We start from the raw sequence: 16,413 nt of genomic DNA, 5'->3' as shown, positions 1-16,413 counted from the left end.
GGGCGGCAAACGGGCGGCCTGGCCGCCCGTTTTATTTTTTAAGGCACATCCTGTTGCGTCCTGGTTACGAGCGCGCGAGTATTATCAAACAGCAACACAGATAAAACATCGCAAACAGGGATAGCATGGAAATATTTTTTACAATACTGCTCATGACCCTCGTGGTCTCTCTCTCCGGCGTTCTTACCCGCGTATTGCCTTTCCAGGTTCCGCTGCCGCTGATGCAGATCCTGATAGGCGCGCTGCTGGCCTGGCCAACGTTCGGCCTGCACGTTGAATTCGATCCGGAACTCTTTCTGGTGCTGTTTATCCCGCCGCTGCTGTTCGCCGACGGCTGGAAAACGCCTACCCGCGAGTTTATCGAGCACGGGCGCGAGATTTTAGGTCTCGCGCTGGCGCTGGTGCTGGTCACGGTGGTGGGTATCGGCTTCCTGATCTACTGGACCGTGCCCGGCATACCGCTGGTGCCCGCTTTTGCGCTGGCGGCGGTGCTGTCGCCCACCGATGCGGTGGCCCTGTCGGGCATCGTCGGGGAAGGGCGGATACCGAAGAAAATCATGGGCATTTTGCAGGGCGAGGCGCTAATGAACGACGCCTCCGGCCTGGTATCGCTGAAGTTTGCCGTCGCGGTGGCGATGGGCACGATGATCTTTACCGTCGGCGGCGCCAGCCTTGAGTTTCTGAAGGTTGCCATCGGCGGTATTCTGGCGGGCTTTGTTGTCAGCTGGCTGTACGGCCGCTCGCTGCGCTTCCTCAGCCGCTGGGGCGGCGATGAGCCGGCGACGCAGATTGTCCTGCTGTTCCTGCTGCCGTTTGCCTCCTACCTGATTGCCGAACACCTCGGGGTCTCCGGCATCCTGGCCGCCGTGGCGGCGGGGATGACCATCACCCGCTCCGGCGTCATGCGCACCGCGCCGCTGGCCATGCGTCTGCGCGCCAACAGCACCTGGGCAATGCTGGAATTCGTGTTTAACGGTATGGTGTTCCTGCTGCTGGGCCTGCAGATGCCGGGCATTCTGGAGACCTCGCTGGTGGCGGCCGAGGCCGACCCGAATGTCGAAACCTGGATGCTGTTTGTCGATATTGGCCTGATTTACTTCGCCCTGATGATAGTACGCTTCGGCTGGCTGTGGACCATGAAGCGCCTCAGTATGCGTTTTCTGAAGAAGAAGCCGATGGAGTTCGGCTCCTGGAGCACACGGGAACTGCTGATTTCCACCTTTGCGGGCGTGCGCGGGGCGATCACTCTTGCCGGTGTGCTCTCCATTCCGCTGCTGCTGCCGAGCGGTGACGTCTTCCCGGCCCGCTATGAGCTGGTTTTCCTCGCCGGGGGCGTCATCCTGCTGTCGTTGGTTGTCGGCGTTATCGTCCTGCCGATGCTGCTGCGCCACATTGAAGTGGCCGACCATTCGCAGCAGCGTAAAGAGGAGCGGCTGGCGCGCGCGGCAACCGCCGATGTGGCGATTGTGGCGATTCAGAAGATGGAGGAGCGTCTGGCGGCAGATACCAAAGAGAACATCGATAACCAGCTGCTGACCGAAGTCAGCTCGCGGGTGATCGGTAACCTGCGCCGCCGCGTCGATGGCCGCAACGACGTGGAGACGTCGATGCTGGAAGAGAGCCTGGAGCGCCGCTTCCGCCTCGCGGCGCTGAGGTCCGAGCGCGGCGAACTGTATCACCTGCGCGCCACGCGACAAATCAGCAATGAAACGATGCAGAAGCTGCTGCACGATCTGGATTTGCTGGAAGCGCTGCTGATTGAGGATCAGTAGCCTTCAGGTGCCCCTCTGCCTGACGGAAAGAGGGGCGCCGTCAGCGCTTTGCTACGACAAATCCACGTTCTTACAGCCAAACAGCCACGTCAGCGCAAATCCCGCCGCGTAGGCAATCGCGATCCCCGCCACGTAAACCAGCATCCCGGCAAAAATGCCCTGCGACGAGGTCATCAGCGGAATCGACACCAGCCCGGAAGGCCCGAACACGGTGTTGAGGCCCACCGGCAGCCCAAGCCACGAGACCAGGCCGATAAAGAAGCCGCCGACCGCGCCGCCGAAGCAGGCGGTGACAAACGGCTTGAGGCGCGGCAGAGTCACGCCGTAAATCAGCGGTTCGCCGATCCCCAGCAGGCCCGGGAAAATCGCGCCCTTGATCTGGGTGCGCAGCGTGGAGCCCTTTTTCGCCCGGAAGTAGAGCGCCAGCGAGGCGCCAACCTGGCCCGCGCCGGCCATCGCCAGGATCGGGAACAGGGAGTTGAAGCCCTGGGCATCCATCAGCGCGAAGTAAACCGGCACGAAGCCCTGGTGAACGCCGAATACCACCGCAATCAGAAACAGGCCCGCCAGCAGGGCGGTACCGAACGGATTGCCGTTGAGGTGCAGGAACAGCCACGACATGCCTTTAAACAGCTCGCCGCCAATCGGCATAATCACGGTGAAGGTGATTGCCCCGGTAATCAGCAGCGTGATGGCCGACGTTAGAATCATATCCAGATTATCGGGCACAACGCGGCGCACCTGGCGCTCGATCCACGCCCCGAGAATGCAGGCCAGCAGCACGCCGATAATATTGCCGCGCGGGTCAATGGCCAGGCCGAAGAAGTCCTGCATGCCCGCATAGTAGCCGACGGTGCCTTCCGGCACGTAGCGCAGCACGAACAGCGAGGCGATAATCGCCCCGTTAACGCCGGAGCCGCCGAACGCTTTTTGCGTATTGAAGCCAATCAGAATGCTGAGGAAGGTAAACAACCCGATGCTGAAGACTTTCATATAGGCAATCAGGGCGGCGAGCCAGTGGCTTTGCACTACGCCGTCGACGGCGAACATCTGCTGCAGCAGGGTTGCGATACCCAGCAGCAGGCCTGCGGCGATAAAGCCCGGAATGAGCGGCGTAAAAATAGTGGCAAACCGGGTGAGAAAGTTATGCACCGCGCTATTCTGCTTGCCCTTCATTTTCGCTTTCTGAACGCTTGCCTGCGCTTGCAGATCGGCGGCGGCGGGCGCGCTTTCCGCTGCGCCATTGATTACCGCGTTCATCATTTCGCTGGCAGTCTGCGCCTTACCGGGGCCGAGGATGATCTGCAGCTGGTCGTCGCCGTTGATAACGCCCATCACGCCGGGTACGGCCTTCAGGCCGGCAATGTCCGCCGCGTCGCGGTCGGCAAGGGTAAGGCGCAGGCGGGTCATGCAGTTGCCGCAGACGCGGATATTGGCCTTTCCGCCGGAGAGCCGCAGCAGTTGCTCAATCATGGATGGCGTAATTTTAGCCATATTCAGTTGCTCCCGATACCCTGAATTGCCCGGCGGATAAAGCCGCTGTTGCTGGCGAGAAGTTCTTCGGCGTCCGCTGCGCTGACGCCGGCCAGAATCATCACGATGGCGGTTTTGCAGTGGCGATGGCAGGCGTCGAGCGCGGCCTGCGCCTGCTCAGGCGTACATTCGGTAGCCTGCACCACGATGTTGACCTGGCGCTGCAGCAGCTTGGCGTTGGTGGCTTCCACGTCCACCATCAGGTTGCCGAACACTTTGCCCGAGCGGATCATCGCCCCGGTGGTGAGCATATTGAGAATCAGCTTCTGGGCGGTGCCCGCCTTCATGCGCGAGGAGCCGGTGACCACTTCCGGGCCGACCAGCGGCTCAATGGCGAAATCCGCCAGCTTGCCAATTTCGCTGCCAGGATTGCAGGCAATCGCGCCCACTTTCGCGCCAACGCTGCGGGCGTAGTTCAGGGCGCCGATAACGTAAGGCGTGCGGCCGCTGGCGGCGATACCCACCACCACATCGCGATCGTTAAGCGCCAGATCGCGCAGGTCCTGCTCGCCCATTTGCGGGCTGTCTTCGGCGTTCTCAACGGCCTGCAGGATAGCGGTTTTGCCGCCGGCAATCAGGCCCACCACCATTTCGCGCGGGGTGCCATAAGTTGGTGGGCACTCACTTGCATCAAGGATACCCAGCCGCCCGGAGGTGCCCGCCCCGCAGTAGATCAGGCGACCGCCGGCGGCAAAGGCGGCGGCGATGGCGTCGACGGCCCGGGCGATAGCCGGGAGCTGCTCTTCTACCGCCAGCGCGACCTTTTTATCTTCATTATTGATGACGGTGAGCATCTCAAGCGTCGGGAGCTGGTCGATATTTTCGCTGGCCGCGTTGCGGCTTTCGGTAGTCAGGGTGGATAAATCTATTTTCATGGCGACCTCAATAAGCAGGGTATGAAGGAATAATATATTCCTTAAGTGATGCGATTAAAGTAATTTTTTATTATTTTACGGGGAGTGTGATCCCGACGATATTACGGCGGACGGTGTCAGACCGACGTCTGCCAGAAGCCTTCGCAGCATTCGAGCCAGGCCTGGGCGCTGTGGGAGAGGTAGGTCCCTTCCCGCCAGATCATGCCCAGCGACCAGGTGACGTCGCTGTTGAGCGGCAGCCAGCGCAGGGTCTGGCGGTCAAGCCGCTGGCATACGGGCTCCGGCAGAATAGCCACGCCGACGCCCGCCTGCACCATCGCCGCCAGAAAGTCCCACTGGCCGCTGCGCACCGCGATGCGCGGCTTGATGTTGCGGGCGTTAAACAGCGCCATCAGCTGGCGGTTGAGGGCAAAGTCTTCGTTGTAGATAAGCAGCGGATGGGCCGCCAGCTGCTCCGGCTCGATAGTCTCCCTCTGCAGCCAGTCGCCGGAGCGGGGCACCAGCACGCACAGCGGGTGGCTGAACAGCGGCAGGGTGGCAAGGCCGCTCTCTTCTTCAACCGGCAGCACGGTCATCGCTACGTCGAGATCGCCGTTAGTCACCGCCTGCTGCACCGTCAGGCCGCCAAATTCAGAAATTTTTAATTCCACGCCGGGATAGCGCTGGCGAAACAGGCTGATGGGGCCGGCCATCATCATGCCGACCATCGGCGGGATGCCGAGGCGCAGCAGGCCTTTATGCAGATGATTAATGTCGCTCAGCTCTGCTTCAAGCTGGCGAAACTCGCCGAGAATAGCGAGCCCGCGCTCGAAAACCACCCGGCCAGTGTCGGTCAGCAGCAGCTTGCGTCCATCGCGGATAAGCAGAGTACAGTTGAGTTCATCTTCAAGGTTTTTCAGCATCTTACTGATAGTCGGCTGCGTCACGAACAGCTTCTCCGCGGCGCGGGTGAAACTCTGCTGGCGAACCACCTCGACAAAATAGCGCAGCGTTCTGATATCCATGATCATTCCTCGGGACTATACCTTCAATAATTTTAATTCATTTCAGCCGCGGCCGGCGCCTCACTATACTGGGCGCCTTCACTTTTTTCAGGAATTCCTTCCATGGCCGTGGCCTCGGGGCGACTTGCGCCCGCGTTTCTGCATCATCTTCAGGTGCCGGTGCAGGTGATCCTCTATGCCGGATTATTCATTTTTGCTGAACATCTGGTGAGGTGGGCGCACCTGCCGCTGCCCGCTAACCTGGTCGGCATGGTGCTGATGCTGCTGCTGATCGTTTTTCGTATTGTGCCCCTTGCCTGGGTGCGCGCGGGCTCGCGCTGGCTGCTGGCCGAGATGCTGCTGTTTTTCGTGCCGGCAGTGGTCGCGGTAGTGAACTACGCCCAGCTGCTGATGATCGACGGCTGGCGCATCTTCTCGGTTATCGCCCTCAGCACGCTGCTGGTGCTGGGCTGCACTGCCTGGGTCGTCGATAAAGTCTATCGCTACGAACTGCGGCGCATGAATCATGAATAATTTTCAGCTCAGCGTGCTCTGCCTGGTCGTTACGCTCGGCCTTTATTATGCCAATAAACGCCTTTACCGACGTTTCCACAAGCTGCCGCTGATGCCGCTGGTGTTTACGCCGCTGCTGCTGGTGGCGCTGCTGGTATTCGGTCATATCTCCTATCAGAACTACATGGGGGAAACCCACTGGCTGCTGTGGCTGCTGGGCCCGGCGACCATCGCCTTCGCGGTGCCGGTTTACGACAACCTGGCGGTCATTAAGCGCCACTGGATGTCGCTCAGCGCCGGGGTGATAACCTCCACCGTCGTGGCCGTCACCAGCTCGGTGTGGCTGGCGCGCCTGTTTACCCTGCCGGATGAGATCCAGCGCAGCCTGGCGGTGCGTTCGGTGACTACGCCGTTTGCGCTGGCGGCGGCGAAGCCGCTCGGCGGCCAGCCCGAACTGGTGGCGCTGTTCGTGGTGATCACCGGCGTGTTCGGCATGGCGGTCGGCGACGTGCTGTTTATGCGCCTGTCGATTCGCGAAGGGATGGCCAAAGGCGCCGGTTTTGGCGCCGCGTCCCACGGCGCAGGCACCGCGCGCTCTTATGAGCTGGGGCCGCAGGAGGGCGTGGTAGCGAGCCTGGTGATGATGCTTTCCGGGGTGGTTACCGTGCTGGCGGCGCCGCTGGTGTCGGTGGTGCTGTTTTAGGTGTTCATAAATTATCCATAACAGTTTATCTATCCCCATATTGGGTATATATTGTTCCTGTACAGGAGATATATGCCCATGGATGCGCTGTTTATTGAACTACCGCCCTTTGAACGGCATCGTGCTGAATACTTCAGCGATGATGATTTCAAGGCTTTCCAGCAAATGTTGTTGCATAATCCTTGCGCCGGGGATGTCATTCGAGGCGCCGGGGGACTTCGTAAAATTCGATTTGCTGACCCTCGCAGGAATAAGGGGAAGCGGGGAGGTATTCGGGTTATCTATTACTGGTATGCCGAGAAGTCCCATTTTCTGCTTTTTACGCTATACGATAAAGAGCAGCAGGATGATTTGACGGCTCACCAACGTAACATCCTGTCCCATCTTTTAGAGCAGGCAAAACAGAGGATCATCAGGTGACGAAGCGAGATATTTTCAGCGAATTGCAGGAAGGTATTGAAGCGTGGGGCGAGTTAAATGCCGGAAAAAAAACACTGCGCACTCACCGCGTTAATACCCGCGATCTGGCGATTGCGCCGGAAGATTTGGTCAAGGTTCGTGAACAGCTCAATCTTTCGCAGGCCGTTTTCGCGCGCTATCTTCATGCGGGCCTGAAGACTTACCAGAATTGGGAGCAGGGCCTTGCCAGTCCAAACAAACAGGCGGTGCTATTGATCCGCATGATTGAGAAAAGTCCCTCTGTATTGTCTCAGCTTGCCGCTATCTAAATTTCTGTCTCCCCGGCCCGCAGGCCGGGGATCTCTCCGTTAGTGTGCGTGTCCCTTCTCAATACCAATCCCGGTCTGGGAGCGGATAAACTGCGCGCGGAACTGCTCGCGCTCGCGCTTGCCTTCCGCTGAGTTATCGGTTACCGAGAAGAACCAGATGCCAATAAAGGCGATGGCAATGGAGAACAGCGCCGGATACTCGTACGGGAAGATAGCCTTCTCGTGGCCGAGGATCTGTACCCAGATGGTCGGGCCGAGGATCATCAGGATAACGGCGGTGAGCAGCCCCAGCCAGCCGCCGATCATCGCCCCGCGGGTGGTCAGCTTCGACCAGTACATGGAGATCAGGATGATCGGGAAGTTACAGCTGGCGGCGATGGAGAAGGCCAGCCCCACCATAAAGGCGATGTTCTGCTTCTCAAACAGGATCCCCAGCAGAATAGCCACCACGCCCAGCACCAGCACCGTTATCTTCGATACCCGCAGCTCGTCGCGCTCGGAGGCACCTTTACGGAAAACGTTGGCGTACAGGTCGTGCGAGACCGCCGAAGCGCCCGCCAGCGTCAGGCCAGCCACCACTGCGAGGATAGTGGCGAAGGCCACCGCCGAGATAAAGCCGAGGAACAGGTTGCCGCCCACCGCGTCTGCCAGGTGAACCGCCGCCATGTTGTTGCCGCCGATCAGCTGCCCGGCCGCATCTTTAAAGAGTGGATTTGCGCCGACCAGCATGATGGCGCCAAAGCCGATAATAAAGGTCAGAATGTAGAAGTAGCCCATAAAGCCGGTGGCGTAGAATACGCTCTTACGCGCCTCTTTGGCATCGCTGACGGTAAAGAAACGCATCAGGATGTGCGGCAGCCCGGCGGTGCCGAACATCAGCCCGAGGCCCAGCGACAGGGCGGAGATCGGATCTTTTACCAGTCCGCCGGGGCTCATAATGGCCGCGCCCTTCGGATGCACCGCCATCGCTTCGCTGAAGAAGCGGTCAAAGCTGAAGCCGACGTGCTTCATCACCATAAAGGCCATAAAGCTGGCGCCGAACAGCAGCAGCACGGCTTTGATGATCTGCACCCAGGTGGTGGCCAGCATGCCGCCGAACAGAACGTACAGCACCATCAGTACGCCCACCAGCACCACGGCGATATGGTAGTTGAGACCGAACAGCAGCTCAATCAGCTTGCCCGCGCCCACCATCTGGGCGATCAGGTAGAGGGCGACCACCACCAGCGAGCCGCAGGCGGAGAGCACGCGGATCGGCCCCTGCTTCAGGCGGTAGGAGGCGACGTCGGCAAAGGTGTAGCGGCCGAGGTTGCGCAGGCGCTCGGCGATCAGGAACAGGATAATCGGCCAGCCTACGAGGAAGCCCAGGGAGTAGATCAGGCCGTCGTAGCCGGAGGTATAGACCAGCGCCGAGATACCGAGGAAGGAGGCGGCGGACATAAAGTCGCCAGCCATTGCCAGCCCGTTCTGAAAGCCGGTGATATTGCCGCCGGCAGTGTAGTAGTCGCTGCGCGAGCGTACCCGCTTAGAGGCCCAGTAAGTGATATACAGGGTCAGGGCGACGAAGATCAGGAACATGATTATCGCCTGCCAGTTGGTCGGCTGGCGCTGAACGTCGCCGGTAATGGCATCGGCAGCGCTGGCCGCCAGCGGCAGCGCGGCGGCAAGCGCGGTCAGAAGTCGTTTCATTATACTTTCACCTCATGCAGCACGGCCTTGTTCAGGCGGTCGAACTCTCCATTGGCCCGCCAGACGTACACGCCGGTCAGGATAAATGAAATCACAATGACGCCGATACCAATTGGAATACCGCGGGTGACGCTGGTGCCGGCGTGCAGCGGCGTGCCCAGCCAGCCGGGAGCGAAGGCGATGAGCAGAATAAAGCCGACGTAGATAATCAGCATGATGATGGAAAGTAGGGTGGCAAACCGTTGCCTTTTTTCGACGAGCTCCCTGAATTGCGCACTATCTTCAATCTGCTGACAAATATCTTGATTCATCACAGAGTCTCCAGAGGTGTTCCTCCGCTTTCTTCGTGCCGCAGGTGCAGTCAATGCGCCTCTGGCCCGAATGCCGCAGGAGGGTGTGTAGGGTATCGTTTTAAGTAAGAGCACCGTACAGATCCCTCTCCCCGCCGGGGAGAGGGTCAGGATGAGGGGGAGTTCAGTACGGCTTATCCCCTCACCAGGCCCCCTTCTGACCAGAAGAGGGGCACATCTTTGTTACGACGGCATCGCGATGGCCTGCTTCTCTTCGAGCAGCTTCTCCACCACGCCCGGATCGGCAAGCGTTGAGGTATCTCCCAGATTGCTGGTGTCGCCGGCGGCGATTTTGCGCAGAATGCGGCGCATGATCTTGCCGGAGCGGGTTTTCGGCAGCGAGTCGGTCCAGTGCAGTACGTCCGGCGTCGCCAGCGGGCCAATTTCTTTGCGCACCCAGTTGCGGACTTCCGCATACAGCTCCGGCGTCGGCTCCTCGCCCTGGTTCAGGGTGACGTAGGCGTAGATAGCCTGGCCTTTAATGTTGTGCGGAATACCCACCACCGCCGCTTCGGCGATTTTCGGGTGCGAGACCAGCGCCGATTCGATTTCGGCGGTGCCGAGGCGGTGGCCGGAAACGTTGAGCACATCATCGACGCGTCCGGTGATCCAGTAGTAGCCGTCTTCGTCCCGGCGCGCGCCGTCGCCGCTGAAGTACATGTTTTTGAAGGTCGAGAAGTAGGTCTGCTCGAAGCGCTCGTGGTCGCCGTACAGGGTACGCGCTTGGCCCGGCCAGGAGTCGGTGATGACCAGGTTGCCCTCGGTGGCGCCTTCCAGCGGATGGCCTTCGTTATCGACCAGCGCGGGCTGCACGCCGAAGAACGGATGGGTGGCCGAGCCGGCCTTCAGCTCCGTTGCGCCCGGCAGAGGCGTTATCATGAAGCCGCCGGTTTCGGTCTGCCACCAGGTGTCCATCACCGGGCACTTCTCGTTGCCGATTTTCTTCCAGAACCACTCCCAGGCTTCCGGGTTAATCGGTTCGCCGACGGAGCCGAGAATGCGCAGCGAGGAGCGGTCGGTGCCCTCTATCGCCTTGTCGCCTTCGGCCATCAGGGCGCGGATGGCGGTCGGCGCGGTGTAGAGAATATTCACCTTATGCTTGTCCACCACCTGGCACATGCGCGCCGGGGTCGGCCAGTTGGGCACCCCCTCAAACATCAGGGTGGTGGCGCCGCAGGCCAGAGGACCGTACAGCAGATAGCTGTGGCCGGTGACCCAGCCAACGTCGGCGGTACACCAGTAGATGTCGCCGTCGTGATAGTCGAAGACGTACTTAAAGGTAGTGGCGGCATACACCAGGTAGCCGCCGGTGGTGTGCAGCACGCCCTTTGGTTTACCGGTGGAGCCGGAGGTGTAGAGGATAAACAGCGGATCTTCTGCGCCCATCTCCACCGGCTGGTGGCTGTCGCTGGCGCCGCTGATAAGATCGCTCCACCACAGATCGCGGTTCTCCTGCCAGCCGATGCTGCCGCCGGTGCGCTTGAGCACCACGACGTGTTCAACGGTGGTAACATTCGGGTTTTTCAGCGCGTCATCGACGTTTTTCTTCAGCGGGATCGCGCGCCCGGCGCGCAGGCCCTCGTCGGCGGTGATCACCATCCGCGAGCTGGAATCGATGATGCGGCCCGCGACCGCTTCCGGCGAGAAGCCGCCGAAAATGACGGAATGAATAGCGCCGATGCGGGCGCAGGCGAGCATCGCCACGGCGGCTTCCGGCACCATCGGCATATAGATAGCGACGACATCACCTTTCTTAATCCCGAGATCGGTCAGCACGTTGGCGAAGCGGCAAACGTCGCGATGCAGTTCTTTGTAGGTGATATTTTTGCTCTGGCCGGCGTCATCGCCTTCCCAGATAATGGCCGTCTGGTCGCCGCGTTCCGCGAGGTGGCGGTCAAGGCAGTTGGCCGCGAGGTTAAGGGTACCGTCTTCATACCATTTGATGGAGACATTACCCGGCGCAAAAGAGGTATTCTTGACCTTCTGATAGGGCTTAATCCAGTCGAGAATTTTACCCTGCTTGCCCCAGTAGGCGTCGGGGTCGGTCACGGAGAGTTGATAGTCGCTCTGGTACTGCTCCGGGTTTATCAGGCAGCGTTCCGCAATGGATGCGGCAATAGGGTGTTTATGAACCTGGCTCATGGCAATTATTCTCCTTGTTAGGATGTTAATAATATGTCACATAAAGGTTAATTGAAGAGGTTTTGGTGGGTTTGTTTATAATTTGCGCGGCAGATCACGCATTGTTTGTAATGTATAAGAAACAGCCAAACAATCTATTTGGATGAAATAATCACCACTTTGAATTTATTGAATTTTGTTGGAGGAAAAGTATTTTATAACAATTAGTTATTGTCATTAAGTGTCCTTAACTGTCGATAACCCTCCGTTTTTCAGCTTAAACCTCCGTTATTAAAGGCTTGCGTAGTACACTGTGCAGATGATACTGATACGCCGCGTTAAAAATACTATCTATAGACGCCGCACAATTCACCCCATTTGGTATTCGTCATATGTATTGCTTATGACGCCCTGCACAGAGGAAGTTTATTATGAAAAAGGCCAAAATTAGCCTTGCGTGGCAGATATTGCTCGCGCTTATCTTCGGCATCCTGCTGGGAAGCTATCTGCATTATCATAGCGCCGATCGCGACTGGCTGATTGTCAATCTGCTCTCACCCGCCGGCGACATCTTTATTCACCTGATTAAAATGATCGTCGTGCCGATTGTCATCTCGACGCTGATCGTGGGCATTGCCGGGGTCGGCGATGCGAAATCGCTGGGCCGCATCGGCGCGAAAACCATTATCTATTTCGAAATAATCACTACGATCGCCATCGTTGTCGGTATTACGCTGGCCAACGTCTTCCAGCCCGGCGCCGGGATCGATATGTCGACCCTCGCCGCTGTGGATATTTCGAAATACCAGAGCACGACGGCAGAAGTGCAGAGCCACGCTCACGGCCTGATGGGCACGATTCTGTCGCTGGTGCCGACCAATATCGTGGCCTCAATGGCGAAGGGCGAAATGCTGCCGATTATCTTCTTCTCGGTGCTGTTTGGCCTCGGGCTCTCCTCGCTGCCGGCGACCCACCGCGAGCCGCTGGTTACGGTATTCCGCTCGATCTCGGAAACCATGTTTAAGGTGACCCACATGGTGATGCGCTATGCGCCGGTCGGCGTGTTCGCGCTGATCGCCGTGACCGTCGCCAACTTTGGCTTCGCCTCCCTGTGGCCGCTGGCCAAGCTGGTGCTGCTGGTCCATGCGGCAATTATCTTCTTTGCCCTGGTGGTGCTGGGTGGCGTGGCAAAAATGTGCGGCCTGAGCATCTGGGTCCTTATCCGCATCCTCAAAGACGAGCTGATCCTGGCGTACTCTACCTCCAGTTCCGAGAGCGTGCTGCCGCGAATCATCGAGAAGATGGAGGCCTACGGCGCCCCGGCGTCGATCACCAGCTTCGTCGTGCCGACCGGCTACTCCTTTAACCTCGACGGCTCCACGCTGTATCAGAGCATCGCGGCTATCTTTATCGCCCAGCTGTACGGCATCGAGCTGTCTATCGGTCAGGAGATTATCCTGGTATTGACGCTGATGGTGACCTCGAAGGGCATCGCGGGCGTGCCAGGCGTGTCGTTCGTGGTGCTGCTGGCAACGCTCGGCAGCGTCGGTATTCCGCTGGAGGGGCTGGCGTTTATCGCCGGCGTTGACCGCATCCTCGACATGGCCCGCACCGCGCTGAACGTGGTGGGTAACGCGCTGGCGGTGCTGGTGATTGCCAAGTGGGAGCATAAGTTTGACCGCAAGAAGGCGGCGGCCTACGAGCGGGAAATGCTGGGCAAGTTTGATAAAACCGCCCAATAAAACAAAAGCCCGGCGCTGGACGGCGCCGGGCTCTTTCTTATTTTTTACTGATCCGGTCAAACTCTTCGCATCCGGTATCAAACCCCTCAAGACAGCTGACGTTGAGCCAGTGCAGCGCCTTCTGTTTATTCGGTTCGATAAAACCTTTCTCTCCCTGCCGGAACATCGTGCCGGCCCAGTATTCGGCATAGCCGGTCCGTGAGAGCATCGAGCTGCCTTTAAAGTATTCGCCCGCTTTCACATCATCTTCCGGGCCGTTCACGCCGCTGGCGTAGATCAGCCCCAGCAGCATCCGGGCGTCTACTGCCGCATCGTTTTCGCTATCCCGGGCAGCATCCTGCAGAAGGGTGATGGCGTGCGCCACGTCGGTGGCGCCGGCCTGGCGGTTCACCAGCACCCGCGCCAGAACGATCTCCCCGGATTTGCTGCCCGTCTCAACGGCTTTTTCTGCCAGCTGGCGGGCCTGCGGATAGTCCGCCTGTTGGGGGTTGCGAATTTTGAGCTGCGCCAGCAGCGCCAGCGCGTCGCCATCGCCCTGCGCGGCGGCTTTCTGCGCCCAGTATTCGGCTTTCTGATAATCGCCGGAGCTGACCAAAGTATCCGCAAGATAGTATTGCGCGCGTCGATCGCCCGCTTCCGCCCGCTGTTGATACCGGCTGTCGGGTTCGGCGGCCACCGCTGCGCCGCTGGTAAAGATGAGCAAAAATAAAAAGAGGTATTTCATTTGGTTATTATCAGCAATGAACATGGCGCGCAGTATAAAGGGAGGCGAAAAAGAAGAAAACGGCGGGAATGGGTAGGTAAGGTGGATTTGCTCTACCTTACCGTAGGCCCGTGCAAGTACAGCGCCGCCGGGCTACAGGCAGAGCGGAGAGGGAGCCGCTTGTGTGCCGGATGGCTGCTGCGCCTGACCCGGCCTACGGATGGATATGCTCTTGCCAACCGTAGGCCCGCGCAAGCGCAGCGCCGCCGAACCTTAACCTACCGCGCTTTCGCGCAGGCGGGCTTTCAGCTTGTTGTACTCGTCGATCACGTACTGTTCCGCCGCGCGCTGATCGGCAATCCGCTCAACGTTGACCGCGCAGTACTTATACTCCGGCGTTTTGGTTATCGGACTGAGGTTCTCTGAGACCAGCTCGTTACAGGCGCCAATCCACCACTGGTAGGTCATATACACCGCACCTTTGTTAGGACGGCTGCTGACCTTCGCCCGGGTGATGACCTTGCCTTTGCGCGAGTTGACCCACACCAGCGCCTCATCTTCAATGCCCAGACGCGCCGCGTCATCGCTATTGATCTGCGCATAGCCCGGTTCGTCCGCCAGCGCCGCCAGCGCCGCGCAGTTGCCGGTCATCGAGCGGCAGGAGTAGTGGCCCACTTCGCGCACCGTGGAGAGCACCATCGGATACTCGTCGGTGAGCTTGTCGATGGGCGCTACCCAGTCGCAGGTGTAGAACTGCGCCAGGCCATTCGGCGTATCGAACTTCTCTTTAAACAGGTATGAGGTCCCCTGATCTGCCTCCGACTCATCCCGACACGGCCACTGGATGTAGCCCAGTTCGCCCATTTTCTCGTAGGTCGCCCCGAGGAAGTCCGGGCACAGGTGGCGCAGCTCATCCCAGATCTGTTGGGTGTTGTCGTAGTGCATCGGGTATCCCATCCGGGTGGCGATCTCGCTGATGATCTGCCAGTCGGTTTTCAGGTCCCACTTCGGCTCAACCGCCTTAAAGAAGCGCTGGAAGCCGCGGTCCGCTGCGGTATAGACCCCTTCATGCTCGCCCCAGGAGGTGGACGGCAGGATGACGTCCGCCGCGGCGGCGGTCTTGGTCATAAAGATATCCTGCACGATGACCAGCTCCAGCTCCTCGAAGGCCTTACGCACGGCGGAGAGTTCGGCGTCGGTCTGCAGCGGATCTTCGCCCATAATGTACGCGGCGCGCACTTCGCCGTGGGCCACGCGGTGCGGCAGCTCGCTGATGCGGTAGCCGGTATGCTCCGGCAGGCTGTCAACGCCCCAGGCTTTGGCGAATTTCTCGCGGTGTTCCGGGAACTTAACGTACTGATAGCCCGGATAAGTGTCCGGCAGCGCGCCCATATCGCAGGCGCCCTGAACGTTGTTCTGGCCGCGTACCGGGTTAACGCCGACGCCCGGCTTGCCGAGATTGCCGGTCAGCATGGCGAGGCTGGTGAGTGAACGTACGGTTTCCACGCCCTGGTAGAACTGGGTGACGCCCATACCCCACAGGATAGCGGCCGATTTCGCCCCGGCATACATCCGCGCGCACTGGCGGATCTGCTGGGCGCTGACGCCGGTTATCGCTTCCACTGACTCAGGCGTATAGCCTTCGACAATTTTGCGATACTCTTCGAAGCCTTCGGTACGGCTGGCGACGAACGCCTGGTCGTAGAGGTTCTCTTCGATAATCACGTGGCCGAGCGCGTTGAGCAGCGCGATGTTTGACCCGTTCTTCAGCGCCACGTGCATGTCGGCAATGCGCGCGGTTTCAATTTTGCGCGGATCGCAGACGATGATTTTCGCGCCGTTGCGTTTCGCATTAATGACGTGATTCGCCACGATTGGGTGAGAATCCGCCGGGTTGTAGCCAAAGATGAACACAAGATCGGTGTTATCGATCTCGTTAATGGCATTACTCATGGCGCCGTTACCGACCGATTGGTGCAGACCTGCAACCGAAGGGCCGTGTCAGACGCGTGCGCAGCAGTCGACGTTATTGGTACCAATAACGGCGCGCGCAAATTTCTGCATGATGTAGTTGGTTTCGTTACCGGTGCCGCGCGACGAGCCGGTGGTCTGGATAGCATCCGGGCCGTACTTAGCTTTAATGGCGCTCAGGCGGGTCGCCACGTAGTCCAGGGCTTCATCCCAGGAGACGGACTCCAGCTTGCCGCCGCGCTCGCGGCGGATCATCGGGGTTTTCAGGCGCGGGGTGAGGATCTGGGTATCGTTAATAAAGTCCCAGCCGTAGTAGCCTTTCAGGCACAGGGTTCCCTGGTTGGTTTTCCCCTGCGCCGCCTCCGCCTTGACGACTTTGCCGTTATCCACCACCAGGTTTATCTTGCAGCCCGATGCGCAGTAAGGGCAAACCGTGACGACTTTTTTCATCGGTTGTGCTCCGTTAATTGATGGCATAAATGCACTCAGCGCACTGGTATGCAGGTTCTATGCCATTTTTATTTGTGTGGGTATATGGGGGCCTGGAAGAGGGATCGCAATGACGACGAGGGGATTTTCGTCAGTTTTGACGTGTCGAAGGCAGGGCGGCGGGCGCGGTGCGTTCAAAAAGTAAACATGTTAGCATTGAGCGTCGGGTGCTACCCGCAAGGTGCAGGACTCAGCAGAGAGGCTGACAGGAGCTGGCTCAGAGTAGCCAACAGTAAGGAGA

The 16,413-nt window shown here is 59.2% G+C and carries 14 protein-coding genes; 6 read left to right on the top strand and 8 right to left on the bottom strand.

Going from position 1 to position 16,413, the window contains the following annotated elements:
- Positions 1 to 125 precede the first annotated feature (125 nt).
- Positions 126 to 1,772, top strand: a complete 1,647-nt coding sequence (locus ENGE1_RS13475) for a Na+/H+ antiporter (protein WP_043081723.1) — start codon at positions 126 to 128, stop codon at positions 1,770 to 1,772.
- A 51-nt stretch (positions 1,773 to 1,823) separates the two neighbouring features.
- Here the strand turns inward: ENGE1_RS13475 and murP are convergent, their stop codons facing one another.
- The 3 genes from murP to ENGE1_RS13460 all read right to left on the bottom strand — a co-directional run bounded on the left by murP (position 1,824) and on the right by ENGE1_RS13460 (position 5,184).
- Entirely contained in the window at positions 1,824 to 3,266 is a 1,443-nt protein-coding gene (gene murP, locus ENGE1_RS13470) for a PTS N-acetylmuramic acid transporter subunit IIBC (RefSeq protein ID WP_048253975.1), read from the bottom strand.
- Between the two features lie 2 nt (positions 3,267 to 3,268).
- Positions 3,269 to 4,180: an N-acetylmuramic acid 6-phosphate etherase gene (gene murQ / locus ENGE1_RS13465; protein ID WP_048253974.1), complete on the bottom strand. Its 912-nt coding sequence runs from the start codon at positions 4,178 to 4,180 to the stop codon at positions 3,269 to 3,271.
- Positions 4,181 to 4,296: 116 nt separating this feature from the next.
- On the bottom strand, positions 4,297 to 5,184 hold the full coding sequence (locus ENGE1_RS13460) for a LysR family transcriptional regulator (RefSeq protein WP_048254041.1): 888 nt from the start codon (positions 5,182 to 5,184) through the stop codon (positions 4,297 to 4,299).
- A gap of 102 nt (positions 5,185 to 5,286) precedes the next feature.
- On the opposite strand from ENGE1_RS13460, the gene ENGE1_RS13455 reads away from it, so the two are divergent.
- The 4 genes from ENGE1_RS13455 to ENGE1_RS13440 all read left to right on the top strand — a co-directional run bounded on the left by ENGE1_RS13455 (position 5,287) and on the right by ENGE1_RS13440 (position 7,107).
- Positions 5,287 to 5,697: a CidA/LrgA family protein gene (locus ENGE1_RS13455; protein WP_048253973.1), complete on the top strand. Its 411-nt coding sequence runs from the start codon at positions 5,287 to 5,289 to the stop codon at positions 5,695 to 5,697.
- The gene (locus tag ENGE1_RS13450) at positions 5,690 to 6,379 is read left to right on the top strand and encodes an LrgB family protein (protein ID WP_043081728.1); all 690 of its coding nucleotides are present in this window, start codon (positions 5,690 to 5,692) and stop codon (positions 6,377 to 6,379) included. The genes ENGE1_RS13455 and ENGE1_RS13450 overlap by 8 nt, the downstream gene beginning before the upstream one ends.
- A 78-nt stretch (positions 6,380 to 6,457) precedes the next feature.
- Entirely contained in the window at positions 6,458 to 6,799 is a 342-nt protein-coding gene (locus ENGE1_RS13445) for a hypothetical protein (RefSeq protein WP_048254040.1), read from the top strand.
- Positions 6,796 to 7,107: a helix-turn-helix domain-containing protein gene (locus tag ENGE1_RS13440; protein WP_048253972.1), complete on the top strand. Its 312-nt coding sequence runs from the start codon at positions 6,796 to 6,798 to the stop codon at positions 7,105 to 7,107. Before ENGE1_RS13445 ends, ENGE1_RS13440 begins: the two co-directional genes overlap by 4 nt.
- A gap of 39 nt (positions 7,108 to 7,146) precedes the next feature.
- On the opposite strand, the gene actP is transcribed toward ENGE1_RS13440, so the two are convergent.
- The 3 genes from actP to acs all read right to left on the bottom strand — a co-directional run bounded on the left by actP (position 7,147) and on the right by acs (position 11,288).
- Positions 7,147 to 8,796 (bottom strand): cation/acetate symporter ActP, encoded by a 1,650-nt coding sequence (gene actP / locus ENGE1_RS13435; protein ID WP_048253971.1) that lies wholly within the window; start codon positions 8,794 to 8,796, stop codon positions 7,147 to 7,149.
- Entirely contained in the window at positions 8,796 to 9,107 is a 312-nt protein-coding gene (locus ENGE1_RS13430) for a DUF485 domain-containing protein (protein WP_043081730.1), read from the bottom strand. Before ENGE1_RS13430 ends, actP begins: the two co-directional genes overlap by 1 nt.
- Before the next feature lie 222 nt (positions 9,108 to 9,329).
- Positions 9,330 to 11,288 carry an acetate--CoA ligase gene (acs, locus tag ENGE1_RS13425; protein ID WP_048253970.1) on the bottom strand — a complete coding sequence of 653 codons (1,959 nt, stop codon included), beginning with the start codon at positions 11,286 to 11,288 and terminating at the stop codon, positions 9,330 to 9,332.
- Positions 11,289 to 11,698: 410 nt separating this feature from the next.
- On the opposite strand from acs, the gene gltP reads away from it, so the two are divergent.
- Positions 11,699 to 13,009, top strand: coding sequence for a glutamate/aspartate:proton symporter GltP (gltP, locus tag ENGE1_RS13420; RefSeq protein WP_043081732.1), 1,311 nt, complete (start codon positions 11,699 to 11,701; stop codon positions 13,007 to 13,009).
- Between the two features lie 37 nt (positions 13,010 to 13,046).
- Here gltP and ENGE1_RS13415 read toward each other — a convergent pair whose 3' ends face one another.
- Together ENGE1_RS13415 and fdhF are read right to left on the bottom strand one after the other, a co-directional pair.
- Positions 13,047 to 13,733, bottom strand: coding sequence for a tetratricopeptide repeat protein (locus ENGE1_RS13415; RefSeq protein ID WP_048254039.1), 687 nt, complete (start codon positions 13,731 to 13,733; stop codon positions 13,047 to 13,049).
- 252 nt (positions 13,734 to 13,985) lie between these two features.
- On the bottom strand, positions 13,986 to 16,133 hold the full coding sequence (gene fdhF, locus ENGE1_RS13410) for a formate dehydrogenase subunit alpha (protein ID WP_080732634.1): 2,148 nt from the start codon (positions 16,131 to 16,133) through the stop codon (positions 13,986 to 13,988).
- Between the last annotated feature and the right edge of the window lie 280 nt (positions 16,134 to 16,413).

Source organism: Pluralibacter gergoviae ATCC 33028 = NBRC 105706, from assembly GCF_001598855.1.
GTDB lineage: Bacteria > Pseudomonadota > Gammaproteobacteria > Enterobacterales > Enterobacteriaceae > Pluralibacter > Pluralibacter gergoviae.
The sequence above is the reverse complement of the archived record's forward strand: the minus strand, read 5'-3'. Positions and strand labels throughout refer to the sequence as shown.